The 18,524-nt window shown below is 70.8% G+C and carries 15 protein-coding genes; 7 read left to right on the forward strand and 8 right to left on the reverse strand.

Annotated features, from left to right (window positions below; all coding sequences use genetic code 11):
- Positions 1 to 1,173: a helix-turn-helix domain-containing protein gene (locus tag CA12_RS22325; protein WP_207622071.1), complete on the forward strand. Its 1,173-nt coding sequence runs from the start codon at positions 1 to 3 to the stop codon at positions 1,171 to 1,173.
- Between the two features lie 4 nt (positions 1,174 to 1,177).
- On the opposite strand, the gene abc-f is transcribed toward CA12_RS22325, so the two are convergent.
- Entirely contained in the window at positions 1,178 to 3,097 is a 1,920-nt protein-coding gene (gene abc-f / locus CA12_RS00010) for a ribosomal protection-like ABC-F family protein (RefSeq protein WP_145356555.1), read from the reverse strand.
- 122 nt (positions 3,098 to 3,219) lie between these two features.
- A complete protein-coding gene (locus tag CA12_RS00015) occupies positions 3,220 to 4,563 on the reverse strand; it encodes a formylglycine-generating enzyme family protein (protein WP_207622072.1) in 1,344 nt (447 codons plus the stop codon).
- A gap of 321 nt (positions 4,564 to 4,884) precedes the next feature.
- Here CA12_RS00015 and CA12_RS00020 point away from each other — a divergent pair, with 321 nt between their 5' ends.
- Entirely contained in the window at positions 4,885 to 5,616 is a 732-nt protein-coding gene (locus CA12_RS00020; RefSeq protein WP_165700448.1) for a DUF2062 domain-containing protein, read from the forward strand.
- 60 nt (positions 5,617 to 5,676) lie between these two features.
- Here CA12_RS00020 and CA12_RS00025 read toward each other — a convergent pair whose 3' ends face one another.
- Entirely contained in the window at positions 5,677 to 6,483 is an 807-nt protein-coding gene (locus CA12_RS00025; protein WP_145356558.1) for a YqjF family protein, read from the reverse strand.
- A gap of 107 nt (positions 6,484 to 6,590) precedes the next feature.
- Between CA12_RS00025 and CA12_RS00030 the strand changes: the two genes are divergently transcribed.
- On the forward strand, positions 6,591 to 6,968 hold the full coding sequence (locus CA12_RS00030) for a hypothetical protein (protein ID WP_145356559.1): 378 nt from the start codon (positions 6,591 to 6,593) through the stop codon (positions 6,966 to 6,968).
- Between the two features lie 19 nt (positions 6,969 to 6,987).
- On the opposite strand, the gene gpmI is transcribed toward CA12_RS00030, so the two are convergent.
- Positions 6,988 to 8,601, reverse strand: coding sequence for a 2,3-bisphosphoglycerate-independent phosphoglycerate mutase (gene gpmI, locus CA12_RS00035; protein ID WP_145356560.1), 1,614 nt, complete (start codon positions 8,599 to 8,601; stop codon positions 6,988 to 6,990).
- Positions 8,602 to 9,044: 443 nt separating this feature from the next.
- Here gpmI and CA12_RS00040 point away from each other — a divergent pair, with 443 nt between their 5' ends.
- Both CA12_RS00040 and CA12_RS00045 read left to right on the forward strand, forming a co-directional pair.
- Positions 9,045 to 10,139 (forward strand): thioredoxin family protein, encoded by a 1,095-nt coding sequence (locus CA12_RS00040; RefSeq protein WP_145356561.1) that lies wholly within the window; start codon positions 9,045 to 9,047, stop codon positions 10,137 to 10,139.
- A 149-nt stretch (positions 10,140 to 10,288) separates the two neighbouring features.
- Positions 10,289 to 10,948, forward strand: a complete 660-nt coding sequence (locus CA12_RS00045; RefSeq protein WP_145356562.1) for a DUF2238 domain-containing protein — start codon at positions 10,289 to 10,291, stop codon at positions 10,946 to 10,948.
- Positions 10,949 to 10,990: 42 nt separating this feature from the next.
- Here CA12_RS00045 and CA12_RS00050 read toward each other — a convergent pair whose 3' ends face one another.
- Together CA12_RS00050 and CA12_RS00055 are read right to left on the reverse strand one after the other, a co-directional pair.
- The gene (locus tag CA12_RS00050; protein ID WP_145356563.1) at positions 10,991 to 11,686 is read right to left on the reverse strand and encodes a 3-keto-disaccharide hydrolase; all 696 of its coding nucleotides are present in this window, start codon (positions 11,684 to 11,686) and stop codon (positions 10,991 to 10,993) included.
- Positions 11,687 to 11,895: 209 nt separating this feature from the next.
- Positions 11,896 to 13,623, reverse strand: a complete 1,728-nt coding sequence (locus CA12_RS00055; RefSeq protein ID WP_145356564.1) for a DUF1598 domain-containing protein — start codon at positions 13,621 to 13,623, stop codon at positions 11,896 to 11,898.
- Positions 13,624 to 13,911: 288 nt separating this feature from the next.
- On the opposite strand from CA12_RS00055, the gene mutM reads away from it, so the two are divergent.
- On the forward strand, positions 13,912 to 14,793 hold the full coding sequence (mutM, locus tag CA12_RS00060; RefSeq protein ID WP_145356565.1) for a bifunctional DNA-formamidopyrimidine glycosylase/DNA-(apurinic or apyrimidinic site) lyase: 882 nt from the start codon (positions 13,912 to 13,914) through the stop codon (positions 14,791 to 14,793).
- A 192-nt stretch (positions 14,794 to 14,985) separates the two neighbouring features.
- Here mutM and CA12_RS00065 read toward each other — a convergent pair whose 3' ends face one another.
- Positions 14,986 to 16,131, reverse strand: a complete 1,146-nt coding sequence (locus tag CA12_RS00065; protein WP_145356566.1) for a DNA-methyltransferase — start codon at positions 16,129 to 16,131, stop codon at positions 14,986 to 14,988.
- Positions 16,132 to 16,343: 212 nt separating this feature from the next.
- On the opposite strand from CA12_RS00065, the gene CA12_RS00070 reads away from it, so the two are divergent.
- Positions 16,344 to 16,592: a hypothetical protein gene (locus CA12_RS00070; RefSeq protein ID WP_145356567.1), complete on the forward strand. Its 249-nt coding sequence runs from the start codon at positions 16,344 to 16,346 to the stop codon at positions 16,590 to 16,592.
- A gap of 64 nt (positions 16,593 to 16,656) precedes the next feature.
- On the opposite strand, the gene CA12_RS00075 is transcribed toward CA12_RS00070, so the two are convergent.
- Complete coding sequence (locus CA12_RS00075) at positions 16,657 to 18,462, reverse strand: serine/threonine-protein kinase (RefSeq protein WP_145356568.1); 1,806 nt, start codon at positions 18,460 to 18,462, stop codon at positions 16,657 to 16,659.
- Positions 18,463 to 18,524 lie beyond the last annotated feature (62 nt).

The raw sequence follows: 18,524 nt of genomic DNA on the forward strand, positions 1-18,524 counted from the left end.
GTGGCGAAGCGGACCGACGGCGGCCCCTCCCGGTTCGCCCCGACGCTCCGCGGCCCCGGCACGGCGGCCGTCGCGGATCGCGGGCCGGCCCCGCTGCTGGAGATCCCCGAGAACGCCGCCGCCCTCGCTGCCGTGCGGGCGCTCGCCGAAACGGTCTCTCTCAACGAGGAGGCCTCCCCCGGCGACATGAACGAAGAACGCCCCGAGGCCGCCCCGGCGCCCGGATCGCGGCTGTACCTGTACGGGCCGGCGGGGTGCGGCAAGACGCGGCTGATCGACGAGTTCCTGCGGCTCGACCGCTCCACCGGGGCTCTGCGGACCGCCGCCGAACGAAAGGCGTCCGGCGTCGTCCGCTTCACCGGCGCCGGTCTGGCGGCGGCGCTGGACGAGGCCCTCGCCGGCGGCTTCCCCGGCCCGCTGCGGGAGGACCTGCTCTCGGCCCGGCTGCTGATCGTCGAGGACCTCGCCGGCGTCCGAGCGAAACCCAAAACGCAGGACCTCTTGATCGCCGCTCTCGACGCCGTTCATCAGACCGGCGGCCGGGCGATCCTCAGCGGGCCGGGACTCCCCGGCGAACTCCCGACTGTCTCCCGCCGACTCATTGATCGACTCCGTGGGGGAGTCTGCGTGAGTCTGACGACCCCCTGTGCGGAGTCCGTGGCGGCGCTGCTCGAGCGTTTCGCGGAGCCCCGGCGCTCCCGGGCGACCCCGGGGGGCTTGAGGCGACTGGGCGAAGCGCTGGCGGGGACCTCGGTGCGGGAGTTGGAGGCGATCGCGGACCGGCTGGCCGACCTGGCCCGGGCGGCGGGGACAACCGGCTGGTCCGAGGAGATCGCCGCCGCCCTGCTCGCGGGTCGCCACGACGCGGCCCCGGAGGCGCCGCCCCCCACGCTGGCCGCGGTCAGTCGGGCGGTCGCGGGGCGGTTCGGACTGACGGTCGATCAACTCCGCAAACCCGGGCGGTCCGCGGCGGTCGTGCCGGCCCGCCAAGCGGGGATGGCCCTCTGCCGAGAGATTACCGGCGAACCGCTCGCCGCGGTCGCCCGGCACTTCGGCCGCAGCGACCACGGCACCGTCATGCACGCCCTGAAACGCTTCGCGGAGCGGGAAAAGAGCGACGCCGCCTTCCGGGCCGAGGTCGCCGCGATCCGCAAAGCGTTCCGAACCCGCTGACCCGCTACCCGGAGACCTCTTCGAGGTGTTCCCACAGTTGGGCCAGCCGGCTCTTCGCCTGATCGTACCGACGGCGAACCCGCTTGGCGGCGGCGCCGTCGCGGACGACTTCCGGGGCGGCGAGTTCGACCTGCAACGACTCGATCGCCTCCTCGGTCTCCGCAATTTCCGCCTCGATCTGCTCGGCGGGTTTGTACGGGTACTTCTTCGGCTTCTCGCCCGCGGCGCCGTTCGAGGACGGCTTGGCGGGAGCCTTTTTCGTCGCCTGCGAGGCCGCCTGAGCGGCGGCCTGAGCGCTCTCGGCGGCCTGCGTGGCGTCGCGGAAGGCGACGTAGTCCGAATAATTGCCGTCGTGGACCTTGACCCCCTCCGGCGTGAACACCAGCACCTTGGTGGCGATGCGGTCCATAAAATACCGATCGTGCGAGACGAACAGCAGCGTTCCCCCGAACTCCAACAGCGCCCGTTCGAGGGCGTCGCGGCTCCACAAATCGAGGTGGTTGGTCGGTTCGTCCAACACCATCGTGTTGTAATTGCCAGTGGCGAGCCGGGCGAGGGCGACGCGGGTCTTCTCGCCGCCGCTCATGGCGCCGACCTTCATTAAACCCATGTCGTCCTTGACGCCGAACTTCGCCAGCATGCCGCGGCCGAGGCCGGGGTTGAAGGGGTGGTCGCCGGGCGGGCGGACGGCGTCCACGGCGGTCTCATTGTCGCCCACGCTTTCCAGGCGCTGGTCGAAGTAGCCGACCCGCACGTTCGCGCCCTCGGCGACCGTGCCGGTGTCCGGCGGGAGGGCGCCGACGACGCACTTTAAAAAGGTCGTCTTGCCGCAGCCGTTGTGCCCGACGACGCCGATCCGGTCGCCGCGTTTCACCCGCAGGGAGACGTTTTCAAACAGCGGCCCCTCGCCGAAGCCCTTCGAGAGATTTTCGATCTCCAGCGTTTTATCGCCGGTGCGATCGGCCGCCGTGAACTTCATCCGCGGGCCGGACTCGTCATAGACCGGCACCTCGACGCGGTCCTCCTCCAGCCGGGCGATCGACTTGAGTTTGCTCTGAGCCTGCTTGCTCTTGGTGCCGTAGCGGTTTTTGGCGACGAACCGCTCCGCCTTTTCGATGGTGTCCCGCTGTTTTTCGGCGGTGCGTTCGAGCACTTTCAGGCGCTCTTCCCGCTGGGCGCGGTAGGTGCTGAAGTTGCCCTTATATTCGTGCAGCGTCCCGCCCAGCAATTCGAAGGTGCGGGTGGTGACGTTGTCGAGGAAATAGCGGTCGTGGGAGACGACGATCATCGCCCCGGCGACCCGCGGGAGGTAGCTTTCGAGCCACTCTGTGCCGGCGACGTCCAGGTGGTTCGTCGGTTCGTCCAGCAGCATCACGTCCGGGTCGGACAACAGCAGCCGGGCCAGGATCGCCCGGCTCCGCTGGCCGCCGGACATGTCGGCCAGATCCGCGTCGTACTGGTTCTTCGTGAAGCCGAGGCCGCCGAGGACCTCGTCGACTTTATAATCCAGCTCGAAGGCGTCGTGCCGGGTGAGCTCTTCCTGGATGGCGTCGAAGCGGCGGTGCAGCTTTTCCGCCTCCGGCCCCTCCCAGACCTCCGCCATCTTGTGGGCAATTTTTTCGCTCTCTTTATGGAGCGCGTAGTAGTGGGCGAGGCCGTCTTTGGCCTCGTCCATCAACGTGCGGCCGGGGGGGAACTGGGCCTCCTGTTCGAGCAGCCCGACGGTCGCGCCCTGCGGGGTGGTCACCGTGCCGGTATCCGGCGTTTCGCGGCCGATCAGGCAGTGCATGAGGGTGGTTTTGCCGGTCCCGTTGGGACCGACGAGACCGACGCGTTCGCCGGCCCTCACGTCGAAGGTGACGTTCTTGAACACCGGCGTGCGGTCGAACTGCCGGGACAGATCGGCGGCGGACAGCAGAACCATAACGCGGGCGGCGGGGGAGAATCAGGAGACGAATCGGCGGCCGACGGGCCGCGCAGACCGGAAGTGTAGTGGGCGGGGAGCGGGGCGGGAACGGCGCGACCGGGTCGCGGCGCCCGCTGCAGTCACTCGGCGCCGGTCGGTTCGGCCGGAGCGCCGGCGGCCTCCGCCGTGGGGTTGGCCGTGGGCTTGGCCGTCCAGCGGGGGGCGTTCTTCCAGGCGTCCACGTCCTCGACCACGCAGCGGAAACCGCAGTGCAAACTGCCGGTGCCGGGGTCGCCCTTCATGCGGCTGGCGACGCGGTAGCCGGTGCAGTAGTTGTCGCTGCACAGGAAGCTGCCGCCCCGCTGCACGCGTTTGGGCAGGTTCGGTTCGTTCGGATCGAAGCTGTCCTCCGGGCCGGGGGGATCGACGTTCGGGCCGGTGGCGTAGTAGTCCGGGCGGTACCAGTCGCGGCACCACTCCCAGACGTTGCCGCTGAGCGCGTACAGGCCCCAGTCGTTGGGCGGGAAGGCTTTGGCGGGCGAGGAGCGGGTGAAGCCGTCGGCGCCGCTGTCCTCGAAGGGGAACTTGCCCTGATAGATGTTCGCCCGGTGCTCCGTCTTGCCGTCCTCGCCCTCGGGCAGCAGCACGTCGCCCCAAGGGTATTCGCGGCCCGCGTGCCCGGCGCGGGCGGCGTATTCCCACTGGGCCTCGGTCGGCAGCTGCTTGCCGGCCCAGTCGGCGTAGGCGACGGCGTCGTCCCAACTGACGTGCACCACCGGGTGATCGCCCTTACCGATGAGGTCCGAACCGGGGCCCTCGGGATGCCGCCAGTTCGCCCCGTCCTGCATCTGCCAAACGCCGGCTTGCACGACGAGGTTGGGGTTCTCGCCGATGTAGGCCGCCATCCGCCGGTCGAACGTGGGGCTCAGGCAGACGCTGCCGGGTTCAAGGCCCTCCTCCGGAATGTTGGCGAGGAATTCGTCGGGCACCATGCCCTTCAGGTCTTCCCGGGTGATGGGCTTCTCCGCGGCGGTGACGTAGCCGGTGGCGGCGACGAAGGCGGCGAACTGGTCGTTCGTCACCTCGGTTTCGTCCATCCAGAAGGGGGAGAGCGTGACCTCGTGGACGGGCGATTCGTCCCCGTGCAGCCGGGGCGGGTCGGGGGTGCCCATGCGGAACGAACCGCCCGGCACCGCGACCATGCCGTCGCCGACGGGCGACGCGGGGGCGACCCGCGGCTGATCGGCGGCGGCGTTTGCGGCGGCGATCGGGTCGCTCGCCGGCGTCGGCGCTGCGGGGGCTGGTTCTTCGACGGCGTCCGCCGCGGCGGCGGGCGTCTGCTGGGCCGTCAGGGCGGCGACGGGTTCGGCGGCGGCGTCGGGTTCGGCACCGCACCCGGCGAGCGCCAGCGGCGCCAGCACCAACGGCAGCGTCAGGAACCGGAGCGAGGCGACGAGAACCGCGGCGGCGGGGGGACGGGGCACGGGCGGGCTCATCGGTGGGGAACGCTCGACGCGAGGATCGGGGCCGCCCCGGTTCGGGCGGCGCGGACCGTATGGTACGCCCCAGGCCCCGACGCGGGCAAAGCGGCGGTCCCGGGGCGGCGGCGGCGGCGGCGAACGTTAGAATCGGGCGCCGCTCCGGTAGCCCCTCCGTCGCCGCCCCCCGGTTTTCCCACAATCGGGACGGTTCGACGCCCCGCCCGCGGGCTCCCACGGCACTCCCCTGCCCGGATCGCCCGCCCGGCGCCCTCGTTCGGCCCCCGCGTGCGGGGCGCCCCCATCGTCAGGTTGCTCCTCGTGCTCATGACCGCCCCGGCTCCCCGCCCCCCCGCCGGGTCCCGGGCCGACCGGACCGCCCCGCCCCCCGCCGGCGCCGCCACGATCGACTCGCCTCCCGAACCCGCTCCCCAAGTGCCCCCGGTCGAGGCTCACCACCCGCCCCCGCCGATCCCCCCGGGCCAGATCCATCCGCCGGACCGCTGGATTCCGGACGAACACGCCCCGCCGATCTCCCCGGACGATCCCCCGGACGACGACGCCCCCACCGGGCAGAAGCTGAAGTGGTGGAGCAGCCCGCGGACGCTGCTGAACTACGTCCTCGGCCTGGAAGACACGCCGCACCAGATCGCGTTGGGCGTGGCCGTCGGCTTTTTCTGGGGGATGACGCCCACCGTGGGCGTGCAGATGATGCTGGTGCTGGCCTTTTATTACTGCTGCAAGCCGTTCTTCAACTTCAACGTCAAGGCGTCGCTGGTCACGGTTTATATTTCGAACCCGCTGACGATGCTGGCGATTTACTGGTTCGATTACGAAGTCGGCACGCTGTTCGTCTCCGGCAATCTGACGAAGGCCGAACTCGCCGGGGTGCTGGAATACGAGGGCTTCGCGGACTGGTGGGAGACGATCAAGGACCTCGTGCTGCGGGTCGGCTGGCCGATGCTGATCGGCTCCGTGGTCGTCGGCGGGGTCTGCGCGCTGGCGAGCTACCCGATCACGCTGTGGTCCGTCGTGAAGTGGCGGTCCCGTAAGGCGTAGGGTCCGCTGCGTGGACCGTTCCTGCCGTTCGCCCTCTCCCGACGGTCCGCACAGCGGACCCTACAAGAGAGGAAAAATCTCCACGTCCACGCCGTCGCTGAACAGGGCGTGATCCGGCGGACGGCCGGCATTTAATCCCGAGCCGGACAGCCCCGCAAACCCCGCCGCGGCGACGAGCGAGTCTTCGCAGCGGTCCACCCGCGCCGGTCGCAGCGGGTACGGCGCATGGTGCACCTGCCCGCGAAGGATGCGGCCGCGGCCGTTTCTCCCACGACCGGGCGCGAACAGCAGATAACGCTCCGCGAGGAAGTGTTCGAGCGTGCCGGGCTCCGCGGCGGCGGCCGGCCCGATCGCGGCCACTTCGATGCGGCCCCCCGCCCCGCGCGGCCCCGGCCAGAGGCGGCGGCTCTCGTAGATCGTCTTGTCGCCGTCGCGGGTCACGGCCATCGCCGCCCGGTAATACGGCAGGCGCCACGCCGTGCGGGCGATCGCCACGGCGAGCCATTTGGCGGCGTCGAGGCTGTAGAAGAGGACGCCCGGCTCCCGCACGCCGTCGGCGTTCGTGCAGGTGACATAGGTGCGGACGTTCGTCTCCGGGAACGTCGACACCCCCGGGACCGCCGGGGCCCAGGCCGGCCGCACGCCGGTCATCAGGAACGGCACGAGCCCGATCCAGGCGGCGCCGTCGTAGGTGTCCAGTTCGAGCCCCGCCGGCAGCGTGTTCCGCACGACGTCCGGCTCGACGCGCCAGTGCAGAAAGGCGAGATCCCGCCACGACTGATACCCCACCGGCCGCCCCGCCGGACGCCCCGCGGGGGCGAGGCGATCAATCGAGTCGGTCGGCGGGGCGGCGGAAAACGGGGCCATGGGGGGCGATCCGCAGCATCGCCGCGGAGCCAACCGAACGCGATGAACCGCGGACGCCCCCGCAACGTTCGCGGACCACCTGCCGTCCCCGCCGTCCGCCGCCCCCGATGCTCCGCCGCGACTCCGAACGCCTCGTTGACGCCGTCGAGTCGTTGGCGGATTCCGCCCCGGATCACCCGGTTTCGCGGGGCGTGTTCGGGGCGATCCTGCCGGCTGTCCTCGCCCTACACGGCGTGCGGGGGTTGTGGCGGGGGCGGATGCCTTTCGTGGGCGGCCGGCCGCTCCGCTGGTTCGACCTGCACGGAACCGAGGCGCTGTGCCTCGCGGCGGCGACCCTCGCCGCGGCGGCCTTCCTGCACGCCCACTTCTTCTGGACGCCGCACCCGCGGTTCCACGGGTACGGCGCGCTCGGAAAGATCGCCAGCCTCCTCGGGTTCGTCGCGGCCGCGGCCGGCTTCGTCTGGTTCGGGCTGATCACCAGTTGATCCGCCCCGGCGGCGGCCGTCACGCCAGCAGGCTCTCGCCGGTCATCTCGGCCGGTTTGTCCAGGCCGAGCAGGGCCAGCACGGTCGGGGCGACGTCCGCCAGGCGGCCGCCCTCCCGCAGCGTGCGGCCTTTCGCGTCTTCGGAGACGACGATCAGGTCCACGTCGTAGGTCGTGTGGGCGGTGTGCGGGCGGCCGGATTCGAGGTCCAGCATCTGCTCGCAGTTGCCGTGGTCCGCGGTGACGACCAGCGCCCCGCCCTTCGCCAGCGTGGCGTCGACGATCTCGCCGACGCAGCCGTCGACCACCTCCACCGCCTTCACCGCGGCCTCCAGCACGCCGGTGTGGCCGACCATGTCGCCGTTGGCGAAGTTCACCAGCACAAAATCCGCTTCGCTGTTCCGGATGACGTTCACCACCGCGTCGGTCACGCCGCGGGCGCTCATTTCCGGCTTCTGGTCATAGGTGCTCACTTCGCGGGGGCTGGGAATCTCCTGCTGAACCTCGCCCTCGAACGGCTCCTCCCGGTAGTCGTTGAAGAAGAAGGTGACGTGCGGGGCCTTCTCGCTTTCGGCGCAGCGGAACTGCGTCAGGCCCGCGGCGCTGACGGCGTCGCCGAGGATGCCCTTCATCTTCGGCGGCTTCTCGAAGGCGACCTGCGTGTCGAGACCCGTCTCGTAGCGGGCCATCGTGCAGAAGAAGAGGTCCTGCGGGACGAGGCCGCGGTCGAACCCGCCGCCCTTGATGGCCGCCCAGTCGGCGTCGTCCAGCACGAACGCCTTGGTGATCTCCCGCGGGCGGTCGCCGCGGAAGTTATAGAAGATGACGCTGTCCCCGTCGGCGATCCGCCCGCCGTTCTTCGGGCCGGTTCCGGCGGGATAGTTCGTGTAGTGCGGGGCGACGAACTCGTCGCCGAAGCGCTCCGGCTCCGTGGGGTTCTCGTAGTACTCCGCCAGGGCGGCGCCGGCGCCGAGGGTCGGCTCCCCGCCGCGGCCCAGCAGCAGGTCGTAGGCCTTCTGCACGCGGTCCCAGCGGAAGTCGCGGTCCATCGCGTAGAACCGGCCGATCAGGCTGGCGACCGGCGGGTAGCCGGCCTCGGCGAGCTTCGCTTCCAGCGTCGCCACGTAGTCCGCCCCGCCGGTGGGGGCGGTGTCGCGGCCGTCGGTGATCACGTGCACCGCGAGCTGGTCCGGCGGCAGCCCGGCCCGCTGGCAGAGGTCGACCAGGGCGAGGCAGTGATCGACGTGACTGTGCACGCCGCCGTCGGAGAGCAAACCCAGCAGGTGCACGACCTTGCCGCTGCTCTTCGCCCGGTTCACCGCCTCCAGAAGGGTGTGATTCTCCTGAAAGGCGCCGCTTTTGACGGCGTTGGTAATCCGCATCAGTTCCTGGTCGACGATCCGCCCGGCGCCGAGGTTCTGGTGGCCGACCTCGCTGTTGCCCATCACGCCCGGCGGCAGGCCGACGTCGGCCCCGCTGGTTTTGATCTGCACGTGCGGGTAACCGGCCAGCAGTCGATCGCTGACCGGGGTCACGCCCTGCACGGTGGCGTTGCAGAAGTCCTGATCGGCCCGCGGGTTATGGCCCCAGCCGTCACGGATAATCAGAACGACGGGGCGGTGGGCGACGGGCATGGGGACGGGTGCGGAGGGGACGAAAGGCGCGGCTATCTTCGCCCCGCCCGCCGGACTCGCAACCGCACCGCCCCCGCCGCGAGCGGGGCCGCTCGCCGGACGTCTCGGCCGGGCCGCTCCCGCCGCCTCCCGCCGACCGGCAAGCCGCGTCTCAGAGGGGGAGCGCGATCAAGTTTCCGGGAAAAATCCGCCGACCCGGGAGCCGCCCGCTCCGGCTCTTTGCTCATAGCGTGAAAGGGGACCGACGGGGCCGCCCGGAAGGGCCTCCCCGGCACCCTCGCTCGGGGATTCGCCCATCGTTCGGTTGCATGCGTCCCTCCGAACGGTATCGTCCCCGCCAATCAGCACGAAGCGCGTGACCCGACCAGATTACGGGGTCCGCCCAACCCAACTGCTTCGCCCCATCTGTGGGGCTCCCCCAACCCGACCGAGAGCGAGCTCGAATGCTGCACCTCCGTTTCGGCACGACCCCAGTTCTCTCCCGGCCGCGGGTTCGCGGCGTCATCCCGGCGGTCCTGGCGCTGAGCCTGGGACTGACGGCCGCAGCGAACGGAGGAGAGGGCCCGGGGGAACGCAGCGCCGGCTACGGACCGAGCGATAGTTCAACCGCCACGGCCGACGCAACGGCAACTCCCGCGACGGTCGGCAAAGAACTCGCCGCCGCGGAGCCGGACGGCAAACCGGAGGCTGGCCGCTGGGCCGAGGACGTCGAAACGGCCCGCGTGACCGCCGCGGCCACCGATCGCCCGCTCGTGCTGCACTTCCATGCGGAATGGTGCCGGCCCTGTCAGAAGATGGAGACCGACGTGCTCGGCAAGCCGGACGTGCTGGCCCAGTTGGGCGGCGACGGGGTCGTCGGGGTGAAGGTGGACGTGGACGAGCACGAGGATCTCGCCGAGGAATACGGCGTCACCGCTCTCCCCGCCGACGTCTTCCTGCAGTCGGACGGCACGCTGCTGACGCGGGCCGTCGGCCCGACGGACGTCGCCGGGTACGCCGGGCGGCTCTCCCGCGTCGCGGCCCACCTGCCCGCCACCGACGCCGCCGACCTGCTGGAATGTCCCAAGTGCGAGCCGGGCGACCCGGCGGAACTGCTGGAGGAATGGGCCCGCCGCCGCGGCCCCGGCTACATTGAGCTGGGCCTGAAGGGGTACTGCCCGGTCTCGCTGGTGGACGGCAAGGTTTGGGAGAAGGGCGAGGCGAAGTACGCCTGGAGCGTCGGCGGGGTCGCCTACCGCCTGAAGGACGCCGCCGCCCTGGCGAAGTTCCGGGCCAACCCCTGCCGGTACGCCCCGCAGCTGAGCGGCTACGACCCGCACCTGCTCTCCACCACCGCCCGGGCCGTGCCGGGGCGGGCGGAGTTCGCGGCCTTCTACGAGGGCCAGCTCTACCTGCACGCCACCGAAGCCAGCCGCCGGGCGTTCATCGCCGACCCCGCCGGCCACATCCTGCCGCAGCGGATCTACCCCAGCGCCGCCGACTTCGCCGCGGCCCCGGCCGCCGTAGAGGCCGCCGCCGACGAGCCGATGGGCACCTGAGCGCCGGCTCCACGGCCGATCCATCCGCGACCTGCGCCCGCAGCGTCCCGGACGCTTCCAGCGTCCGGGACGCTCGCTCGTTGGAGGTGCCCGTGGTTTGACCTGCAAGGCCGGGGGACAGCCGGTCGGCGGATCGTCATGGTGCGGGGATGCCGGAGAACGCCGACCGCTCTCGCCCCTCCCCCTGGCCGGGGCGTTGGGCGCTGCTGGTCGGGGCGGTCACGGTCGTTTCCGCGATCGCCCCGCCGCATCCGTGGGAGCAGTTCTTACAGCACCTTGCCACCCCGCTTGTGCTGGCGGTCCTGTGGTTCGGCGGGCGAAGGGGCTGGTTGAGCGGCACGGCCGCCGCGGGCGTCGCGGTCTTCTTCCTGCTGCACGCGATCGCCGCTCGGTTCCTCTACTCCACCGTGCCGGGCGGGGAGCGGCTGACGCCGTTCTCGCTGGGCGGGCCGGAGGGGCGGAACCACTTTGACCGTCTGGTTCACTTCGCGTCCGGCCTGCTGCTCGCCCCGGTCGCCGCGGAGTTGGCGGCCCGATTCGGCGGCATGAAAACCGCGTGGGCGTGCGGGTTCGGCGTCTGCCTGCTGCTGGCGATCGCCGCGGTTTACGAAGTGTTCGAGTGGTCGCTGACGGCGATCCTCGAGTCCGCCTTCGCCGACCGCTACAACGGCCTACAGGGCGACGAGTGGGACGCCCAGAAGGATATGTTCCTCGCCGGGCTCGGGGCCGCAGTCGCGCTCCCGGCGTCGGTTCGTCTCGTCCGGGCTGTGCAAAAGAGAACCGCGACCGTCAGGGAGCCGGCTCCCTGACGGTCGCGGTTCTCACGGCGACGGTCCGCCCTACGTGCCGCCTTACTTGTCCAGCGGCTTGATGCGGATGTTCCGCCACATCACCACGCCGGGGTGCGGGCCGCCGTAGCTGTGGACCTGCAGGCCGATGAAGCCCTTCGCCGGCACCCGCTCGTTTTTGAGGGTGGAGACGGCCTCGCCGTTGATGAAGGTGTGAATGCTGTCGCCCTTTGCCTCGACGCGGAAGGTGTTCCAGGCGTCGTTCTTGAAGGCGTCCTTGTTCGTGTGCTGGTCCTCGGGATCGAGCCAGCCGCCGCCCATCGCTTCGCCGTAGACGTAGCCGGCGTCGCCGGGGCTGGATTCGATCTCCACCTGCGGGCCGTTCACGCGGCCGTCCTTGGTGTCGCCCTTGCTGCTGGAACGGACCTGCACGCCGCTGTTCAGGTTCTTCGTGGGCAGCTTGACCTCGAACTCCAGCACGAAGTCGCCGTAGGTCTTTTTGGTGCAGAGGAAGGAGTTCGGGCTGCCCTCGGCGGTGCGGCCGACGATCGCCGGTTTGCCGTCCACCTCTTCCACCTTGTAGGTCGCCTTGCCGTTGCGTTGCTCCCAGCCGTCGAGGGTCTTGCCGTCAAACAGCACGGTGAAGCCGTCGGAGGCCTTGGCGTCGTCCTTCTCGTGATGATCGGCCAGCGCGGCGGGGGAGAGGGCTCCGAGGGCCAGCAGGGCGGCGGAGGTCAGCAGCGGGGCGAGGCATCGCATGGAAAAGCGTCTTGTTACGGGAGATGGGCGAGGAAATCCGGAGCGGCATTGTCCGCGACCCATCGACAGACGCAACGCAGTCCGGCATGGGGAACCCCGCCGTCGCCGCAGGGGATCACGCTCCGCCGCACAGCCGGACCCCACGAAAACGCCCCGGCCGTCGGAGACGGCCGGGGCGTCGAACCCTCAGCGAAGGCAACGTTTGCGGCTCAGTTGGCCGCGTCCCACCACCAGCGGCCGGCGGGGCGTTCGAGTTCGCCGTCGTCGAACTTGTTCTGCAGACGCACGCCGGTCTTGTAGACCTCGGAGTTCGCCAGCACGCGGTTGAGGTCGCCGCGGACGCCGCCGGCCACCTGCACGACGACCTCGCCGCCGCGATAAACGCGGTGATTGACGGCGGTGTCCACCGTGGCGATCTCGGCCGCGGTTTCCGTCGGGTAGAGGGCCTCGTTGGCGAAGACGTCGCCGTTCCAGCCGGCCCGCTCGTCGAGGCTCTCCGCGGAGATCAGCGCCGCAGCCAGCGACAGATCGAACACGTTTTGCAGCTCGGCGAAGACCGGGTCCTCGGCGGCGAGGGCTTGGAACTTGTTGGTGAACTCCGCGGCGAACTGGCTGTTCACGGCGCTGCTCTGGCCGGTTTGCTGGCGCGTGCCGTCGGCGTTGATGAATTCGTCCTCGCTCTTGCACAGCACGCGGCTGCCGACGAGTTCGAACACGTCGCGGTCGGCGGAGTGCAGCACGGCGTCGAAGTCCGTGGTCAGCCACCAACGCAGGGCCTTCATCGGCACGCCGGAGGTGTTCCCGCTGGCGCCGAGCAGGTCGAAGTAGCTCTGAATGCCGGCGCCCTGAACCTTGTCGATGCCGATCAGCTTCATGCGGTAGTCGGCCTCGGCGATGACCCGGGCGACGCGGCTGTCGGCGGGCACGCCGTTGTAGACGACGTCCTGCTCGCCCAGCGCCTGGCCCAGCCCGGCGACGAACTGGCGGGTGGCGGACGGGCCGGAGAGCGGGCCGGCGGCCTGCGAGGCTTCGGCGTATTCCTTAACGGCCTTCAGCCCTTCCTGCCGCGGGACGATCAGGCACTGGAAAATGCCGCTGCCGGCGTCGGAGAAGGTCCGCAGCACGGTGACGAGGTCGTCCAGGTGCAGCACCGGACGGCCCTCGTCGGTGACGACGCGGCCAGCTTCGTCCGTGCCCCAACCGGCGGCGGGGCCGCCGAGGAGGATGTCGCCGGGCTGATCGGCCGTCGGCTCGACCAGCAGGACGTACTGCACCTGGGTCAGGCCGGCGAGGTGCCGCATCGAACCGGGCAGCGAGCGGCCCTCGGCGAGGCGCTGGGCGACTTCCGCCTCCAACCCCCGCAGGGAGACGAGCCGCAGATCGGAGGGGGCGGCGAGGTCGTCGTTCAGCGTCGCGGCCCGGGCGGCGAGGCCGAGGGCGGCGAGGCGATCGGCCCGCTCGCGGACGGTCAGGGCGGCCATCTTGCCGAGCGGATCGACCTGCACGCCGCTCTGGTACTCCTCCAGCGAACCGCCTTCGCCGTCAATTTCTTCCCAGCCGCCGCCGTTTTCCAGACCGCCGGTGGTGGTTTGAATCAGGTCGATCAGCGGCTGAAAGTCCGCCATCGAACCGCCGGCGAGGCTGTCATCGCCGCGGGCGGCGGAGCCCGGGCGGGCCGGGCGGCCGTCGGCCCGGGTGGCCGTCATGCGGGACAGCGTGCGGGCGGCGGCCTGCTGGGCGCCGGCCTCAAACTGGGCGACGGCGATCTTCGCGAGCAGGGCGTCGTTGCCGACGGCCAACTCGGCGGCGGCGCCGAACTCGCCGGCGGCGAGGTGAGCCTGCACGGCGTCGGCCGCGTTCTCGGCGGCGAGCGCCGGCGAGGCGACGAGCGCCAGGGAGAGGAACACCCCGGCGGGGCGGTGGGGACGACGACGCACGGGGCGCTCCGGGCAGGGGGGACGGGGGCGGACGGGGATTCGCCGCGCCTCCCGTCCGAACGTCCCGACAGGCGGGCGATCGAACGGGGGTGTGCGCGAACCGCGGGCGGGGCCGACCGCCGTCCTTCAGGATCGACAGCCCCGCGGGCAGCGTCAAGCCGTTGTGCTCTCGGCCCTGTTTTCAAGGGACATCCGACCTCGGCGGCCGACAGGAGAGGACCCGCCGCTAAAATCGCGCCCGCCCTTCGTTCCCCACTTCGCCCCCCGTCCACCGGAAATCGCCGCCCCGTGCCGGAACTGCCCGAAGTCGAAACGATGGTGCGGGGCGTGCGGCCGCACGTCGTCGGGCGAACGATCATAGCCCTGCGGCGCCCCCGCGGCGGCGTGAACGCCGCCGGCGAACCGCTCAAACCGATCGCCCTCGCCCCCGGCCTCTCCGCGATGGCGGCCCGGGTGCGGGGGACGCTGATCGAGGCCGTCGAACGTCGAGCCAAGCGGGTCGTGCTGCGACTCTCGGGCGGTCGGGCCCTCGCCGTGGAGCCCCGCATGACCGGGTTGATGCTGCTCGGCGAACCGCCGACGACCGACCACGTCCGCCTCGAATGGACGCTCGGCCCCGCCGTCGACGGCGGGGCCGGCTACCCCGCCCTGCGGTTCTGGGACCGCCGCGGCTTGGGGACGGTGACGCTCTACGAGCCGGGCGAGTTGGAGCAGCGGCTCGGCCCGCACAAGCTCGGCCCGGACCCACTGGCGCTGAGCCCCGAAGAATGGGCGGCGACGCTCGCCGCCGGTCTGGCCCGGACGGCCCGGCCGGTGAAGGTCGCCCTGCTGGACCAGAAGATCGCCGCCGGCGTGGGCAACCTGTACGCCAGCGAGGCCCTGTTCCACGCCCGCCTCGCCCCGGACCGACCCGGCAACGCCTTGGGGGAAGAGGAGGTGCGGGCCCTCGCCGCCGCCGCGCGGGCGGTGCTGACCGAGGCGATTGAATACGAGGGCAGCACCCTGTCCGACGGCACCTATCGAAACGCCCTCGGCGACCCCGGCCGCTACCGGAACGAGCACCGCGTCTATCAACGGGCCGGCGCCCCCTGCCCCCGCTGCGGCACGGAGATCCTTCGCACCGTCCAGGCCCAACGCAGCACGTTCCACTGCCCGACGTGCCAACGGTAGCTTGCTCCCCTCGCCCCCTTTTTGGGGGAGAGGGGTCGGGGGTGAGGGGGCAGTGATTCTCGAACGCCACTTACGGTCCGATTCGCTCACCCGTCTGTCCGGTCACAGCAGAGAGCGGCAGCGTGCAAACCGCTCGTTGCCCTCACCTCCGGCCCCTCTCCCTCCAGGGAGAGGGGAGAAATGGGGGCCGCCTCACCCCGGCTTCATCTTCGGCAGCCCCGCCTGCCGTTTGCGGCCGTTGCGGGTGCTGGGGGCGGAGACCGTGGGGGCGTCCGAGCCGTTCAGCGGGTCGCCGACGGTGATCCCCTCCAACCGGGCCGCGGCCCGTTCGGCGTAGTCCTCGGATAGTTCGTACCCCAGCCAATCGCGGCCGAGCTTCTTCGCCACCGCGGGCGTCGTGCCGGTGCCGGCGAAGGGGTCGAGGACGAGATCGTTCTCGTTGGAGCTGACCCGCACGATCCGGCCGAGCAACTGCTCCGGCATCTGGCAGCCGTGGAAGCCCTCGCGCTCCTTGAACGTCCCGGCGACGCGGGGGAAGTACCAAGTGTTCTCCCCCGGCTGGAAGCCCTCCGGCATGTCCTGCGGGCGGATGACCCACTGGGCCTCGCCCTCGGCGGCGTCGGGGCGGAACTCGGTCGCCTCGCCGGGGGGCAGGAACGGGCCGTACTTCCAGGTGTCATCCGGCAACCGGCCGGTCGGGTTGGCCCGCGGGTCGTTGTAGACGAGTTGCCGGGCACTGGGCACGCGGACCTCCGGGTCCTCCGCGTTGAAGGTGAACGCCTTCGCGTCCTTCGTGAGGTGGAAGAGGTGCGCGTGCGAGCGGGTGAACTTCCGCGTGCAGTTCACGCCGAAGGTGTAGTACCAGACGACCCAGCTCCGGCAGTGGAAGCCGATTTCGCGGGTGGAGAGCACCTTCAACTCCGCGGCGAACTCGTCCCCCATCGCCAGCCAGAAGCTGCCGTTCGGCTTGAGCACGCGGTGAATCTGTTCGATCCACTCGCGGCACCAGTCCTCATACTCCTGAGCCGACTTGCGGTCGCGGTAGACGTCGTAGCTAAACCCGACGTTGAACGGCGGATCGGCGAAGGCGAGGTCGACGCACTCGTCCGGCAGGCTCCGCAGCAGCGGCAGGCAGTCGCCCTGCACGATCGCGTTGCGGGGGGCCGTCTTCCGCTTGGACAAGGGCTTCGCCGCGTGGCCGTTCGTCGCGGCGGTGCGGCGGGCGGCGGCGTTCAGAATCTCCCCCTTCGGGGCTTTGGAGCGGGCCGAACCGTTGGGCGCGCGGCCCTTGCGCAGGGCCGCCGCGGCGGACGGCGGAGAATCGGAACGTCGGGGCATAAGCGGGGTCATCGTAGCCGGTCCCCCCGCCCTGCGCGAACCACGGCCGACCGGCCGGCGTCGCTGGGCGGCGAACGGGCGGGGGCGCCGTCGGGTTGCGGGGGGTGCGAGCGACGGGGATGGTGCCCGCCGCCGGGATTTCGCGTAACCGGCCGCCCGCCCCCGCGTCGCCCTTGCATTCGCCGCCCCCAGGTTCGCCCAGGTTCGCTGCCATGGCCCGCCGCGTGTTCGATCCGGCCGACTACGACATCCCCCTCAGCCGGGAGGAGTTCACGGATCGCGTGGTCGAGCAGTTCCACAGCCTGTACCGCGACAGCCTGAGCATCGACGAATTATTGCTGCACCCCAGCGAGGCGATGCACTTCTGCGACCTGGTCCGCCGCAAATTCGCCTACTACGGCGTCCCGGACAACGTCATTTTGCGCGTGATGATCGCCCGCCGCAAAAGCGGCGGGCGGTAATCCGCCACTTATTCCTTCGTCCTCCCGCTTCGCCGTCGCCGCTAGGCGGCGTGCGTCCCGGGGCTCACTTGCGATACTTCCACCCCGGCCAGAAGAACCCGGCGGCGGTCACCAGTCCGAACAGCAGCACGCCGGGGTCGTGTTCGCGGGGGAGGTTGCGTTCCATCCAAGCCATCAGCGGGCTCAGGGCGAACAGGGCCACCGCGGGGACGTAGAGCGCCCCGCTGAGCATGCCGGCCTTGGCGAAGAACACCGCACCGGCGATCAGGCCCAGCACCGGCGAGAGATAGAGCACCGGCATCCCGAGCAGCCATTCGATCGCGAACAGCAAACTACTGCTGGCCATGCTGGCGGCCCAGACGTGGGCAATCTGCCGTTCCACGAAGCTGATCGGCCCGGAGCGCCGCCGCAGGCTCCAGAAGACCGCCGCCCAGGCCCCCAGCCCCGCGGTCCACATGAGGACGTACGTCGGCCGATAATCGACGCCGTTGATCTGCAATAAATTCGTCACGAAGCAGAGCGCCACCAGCACGGCGGCGTGCCACATCCAGAGCAGGCCCCAGTTCTCCATGATCGGGGCGTGGTGCGTCTCCCGAAAGGTGCGATGGACGAGGTCCGTGAACCGCCCCCCGCGGGCGCTGACCGGCTCCCCTGCGAGATACGCTTCCAAATCGTCCGCCAGCGCCGCGGCGCTGTGATAGCGGAGGTCCTGCGGTTTTTGCAGGCACTTGAGAGCGATCAATTCGAGGTCCGGGTCGGCGTCCTCGTTGAGGCGGCGGGGGCGGCGGGGTTCGCTTTCGAGCACCCGCATCACCGTCTCGGCGGGCGTCTCCCCGGAGAACGGCGGCCGACCGGTCAATCCGGCATAGAGGATCGCCCCGAGGGAATAGACATCGCTGGCGGGGCCGATCGCCTCCCGGCGGCTGGAGGCCTGCTCCGGGCTCATCCAGGCCGGCGTGCCGAGGATCGCCCCCGGCTGGGTCAGCGTTGGGCCATCCTCGCCCATGCCGTGTGCGGGGGACTTCGCCGTCCCCTGCTCCGCCGCGTCCGCCGTTGCAGGGAACGGCCGCGGGACCCGGCCGGCGAGTCCGAAGTCCGTGACGAACGGCCGGCCGACGCGGTCGAGCAGGATGTTCGAGGGCTTCAAATCCCGGTGCAGCACGCCGGCCCGGTGGGCGGTGTCCACCGCCCGGGCGACCGGCGCCAGCATGGCGGCCAGCTCCCGCGGCGGTCGGGGGCCCTTGCGGAGTTCGGCGTCCAGCGTGGAGCCCTCGATCAGCCGCATGCTGAAGAACGGCGACGCGTCGCCGCCCAGCCCGCCGTCCGGTCCGTCAAACCCGCCGACTTCGAATACCGGGACGATGTGCGGGTCGTCCAGCCGGGCGGTCGCCTCGGCCTCGCGGCGGAAGCGGGCGGCGTCCTCCGGACTGGCCAGCGCCGCCTGCCGGATCATCTTCAGGGCCACCTCCCGGCCCGGCTCGGTCTGATACGCCCGATAAACCACGCCCATCCCCCCGCGGCCTAATTCTTCCCTCAGCTCATAACCCGGCGGCGGCTCCGGCGCGTTACGGGGTTTGGCGGCGGGACGATCGGACCGCGTCTGCCTTCCGGCGGAGACCGTCTCGGCCAAGTCGTTCCGGCTCGAACCGTCGTCCGACGCTTCCCCGGAGGGCAGGAATTCCCGCATCAGCCCGGCGGTGTTGAATAACTCCCGCAGTTCCTGGGCGAACTCCGGGTGCCGCCGGCAGGCCGCCTCGAGATCCACCGCCCGCCCGGCCTCGGCGTCCTCCAACAACTGATCCAGCACGCCGGCGAGGGCGTCGTCGTCCTCTTCAGAGGGAGATTCAGCGGCGGGAGCGGTGCGGGGCATGGGTGTTCATCGTAACCGCTCGAGGGACTGACGCCCCCCGATCCCCTATTCCCTATTCCCTA

The organism is Alienimonas californiensis, from assembly GCF_007743815.1.
GTDB classification, from domain to species: Bacteria; Planctomycetota; Planctomycetia; order Planctomycetales; family Planctomycetaceae; genus Alienimonas; species Alienimonas californiensis.

Excerpts from the sequence above, each read along its gene's own strand:
- CA12_RS00070 (WP_145356567.1), top strand. The coding sequence starts at position 16,344 with ATGGCCCGCCGCGTGTTCGATCCGGCCGACTACGACATCCCCCTCAGC.
- CA12_RS00075 (WP_145356568.1), bottom strand. The coding sequence starts at position 18,462 with ATGCCCCGCACCGCTCCCGCCGCTGAATCTCCCTCTGAAGAGGACGAC.
- CA12_RS00020 (WP_165700448.1), top strand. The coding sequence starts at position 4,885 with ATGACCGCCCCGGCTCCCCGCCCCCCCGCCGGGTCCCGGGCCGACCGG.
- CA12_RS00025 (WP_145356558.1), bottom strand. The coding sequence starts at position 6,483 with ATGGCCCCGTTTTCCGCCGCCCCGCCGACCGACTCGATTGATCGCCTC.
- abc-f (WP_145356555.1), bottom strand. The coding sequence starts at position 3,097 with ATGGTTCTGCTGTCCGCCGCCGATCTGTCCCGGCAGTTCGACCGCACG.
- CA12_RS00030 (WP_145356559.1), top strand. The coding sequence starts at position 6,591 with ATGCTCCGCCGCGACTCCGAACGCCTCGTTGACGCCGTCGAGTCGTTG.
- CA12_RS00050 (WP_145356563.1), bottom strand. The coding sequence starts at position 11,686 with ATGCGATGCCTCGCCCCGCTGCTGACCTCCGCCGCCCTGCTGGCCCTC.
- CA12_RS00065 (WP_145356566.1), bottom strand. The coding sequence starts at position 16,131 with ATGCCCCGACGTTCCGATTCTCCGCCGTCCGCCGCGGCGGCCCTGCGC.
- CA12_RS00045 (WP_145356562.1), top strand. The coding sequence starts at position 10,289 with ATGCCGGAGAACGCCGACCGCTCTCGCCCCTCCCCCTGGCCGGGGCGT.
- CA12_RS00040 (WP_145356561.1), top strand. The coding sequence starts at position 9,045 with ATGCTGCACCTCCGTTTCGGCACGACCCCAGTTCTCTCCCGGCCGCGG.
- gpmI (WP_145356560.1), bottom strand. The coding sequence starts at position 8,601 with ATGCCCGTCGCCCACCGCCCCGTCGTTCTGATTATCCGTGACGGCTGG.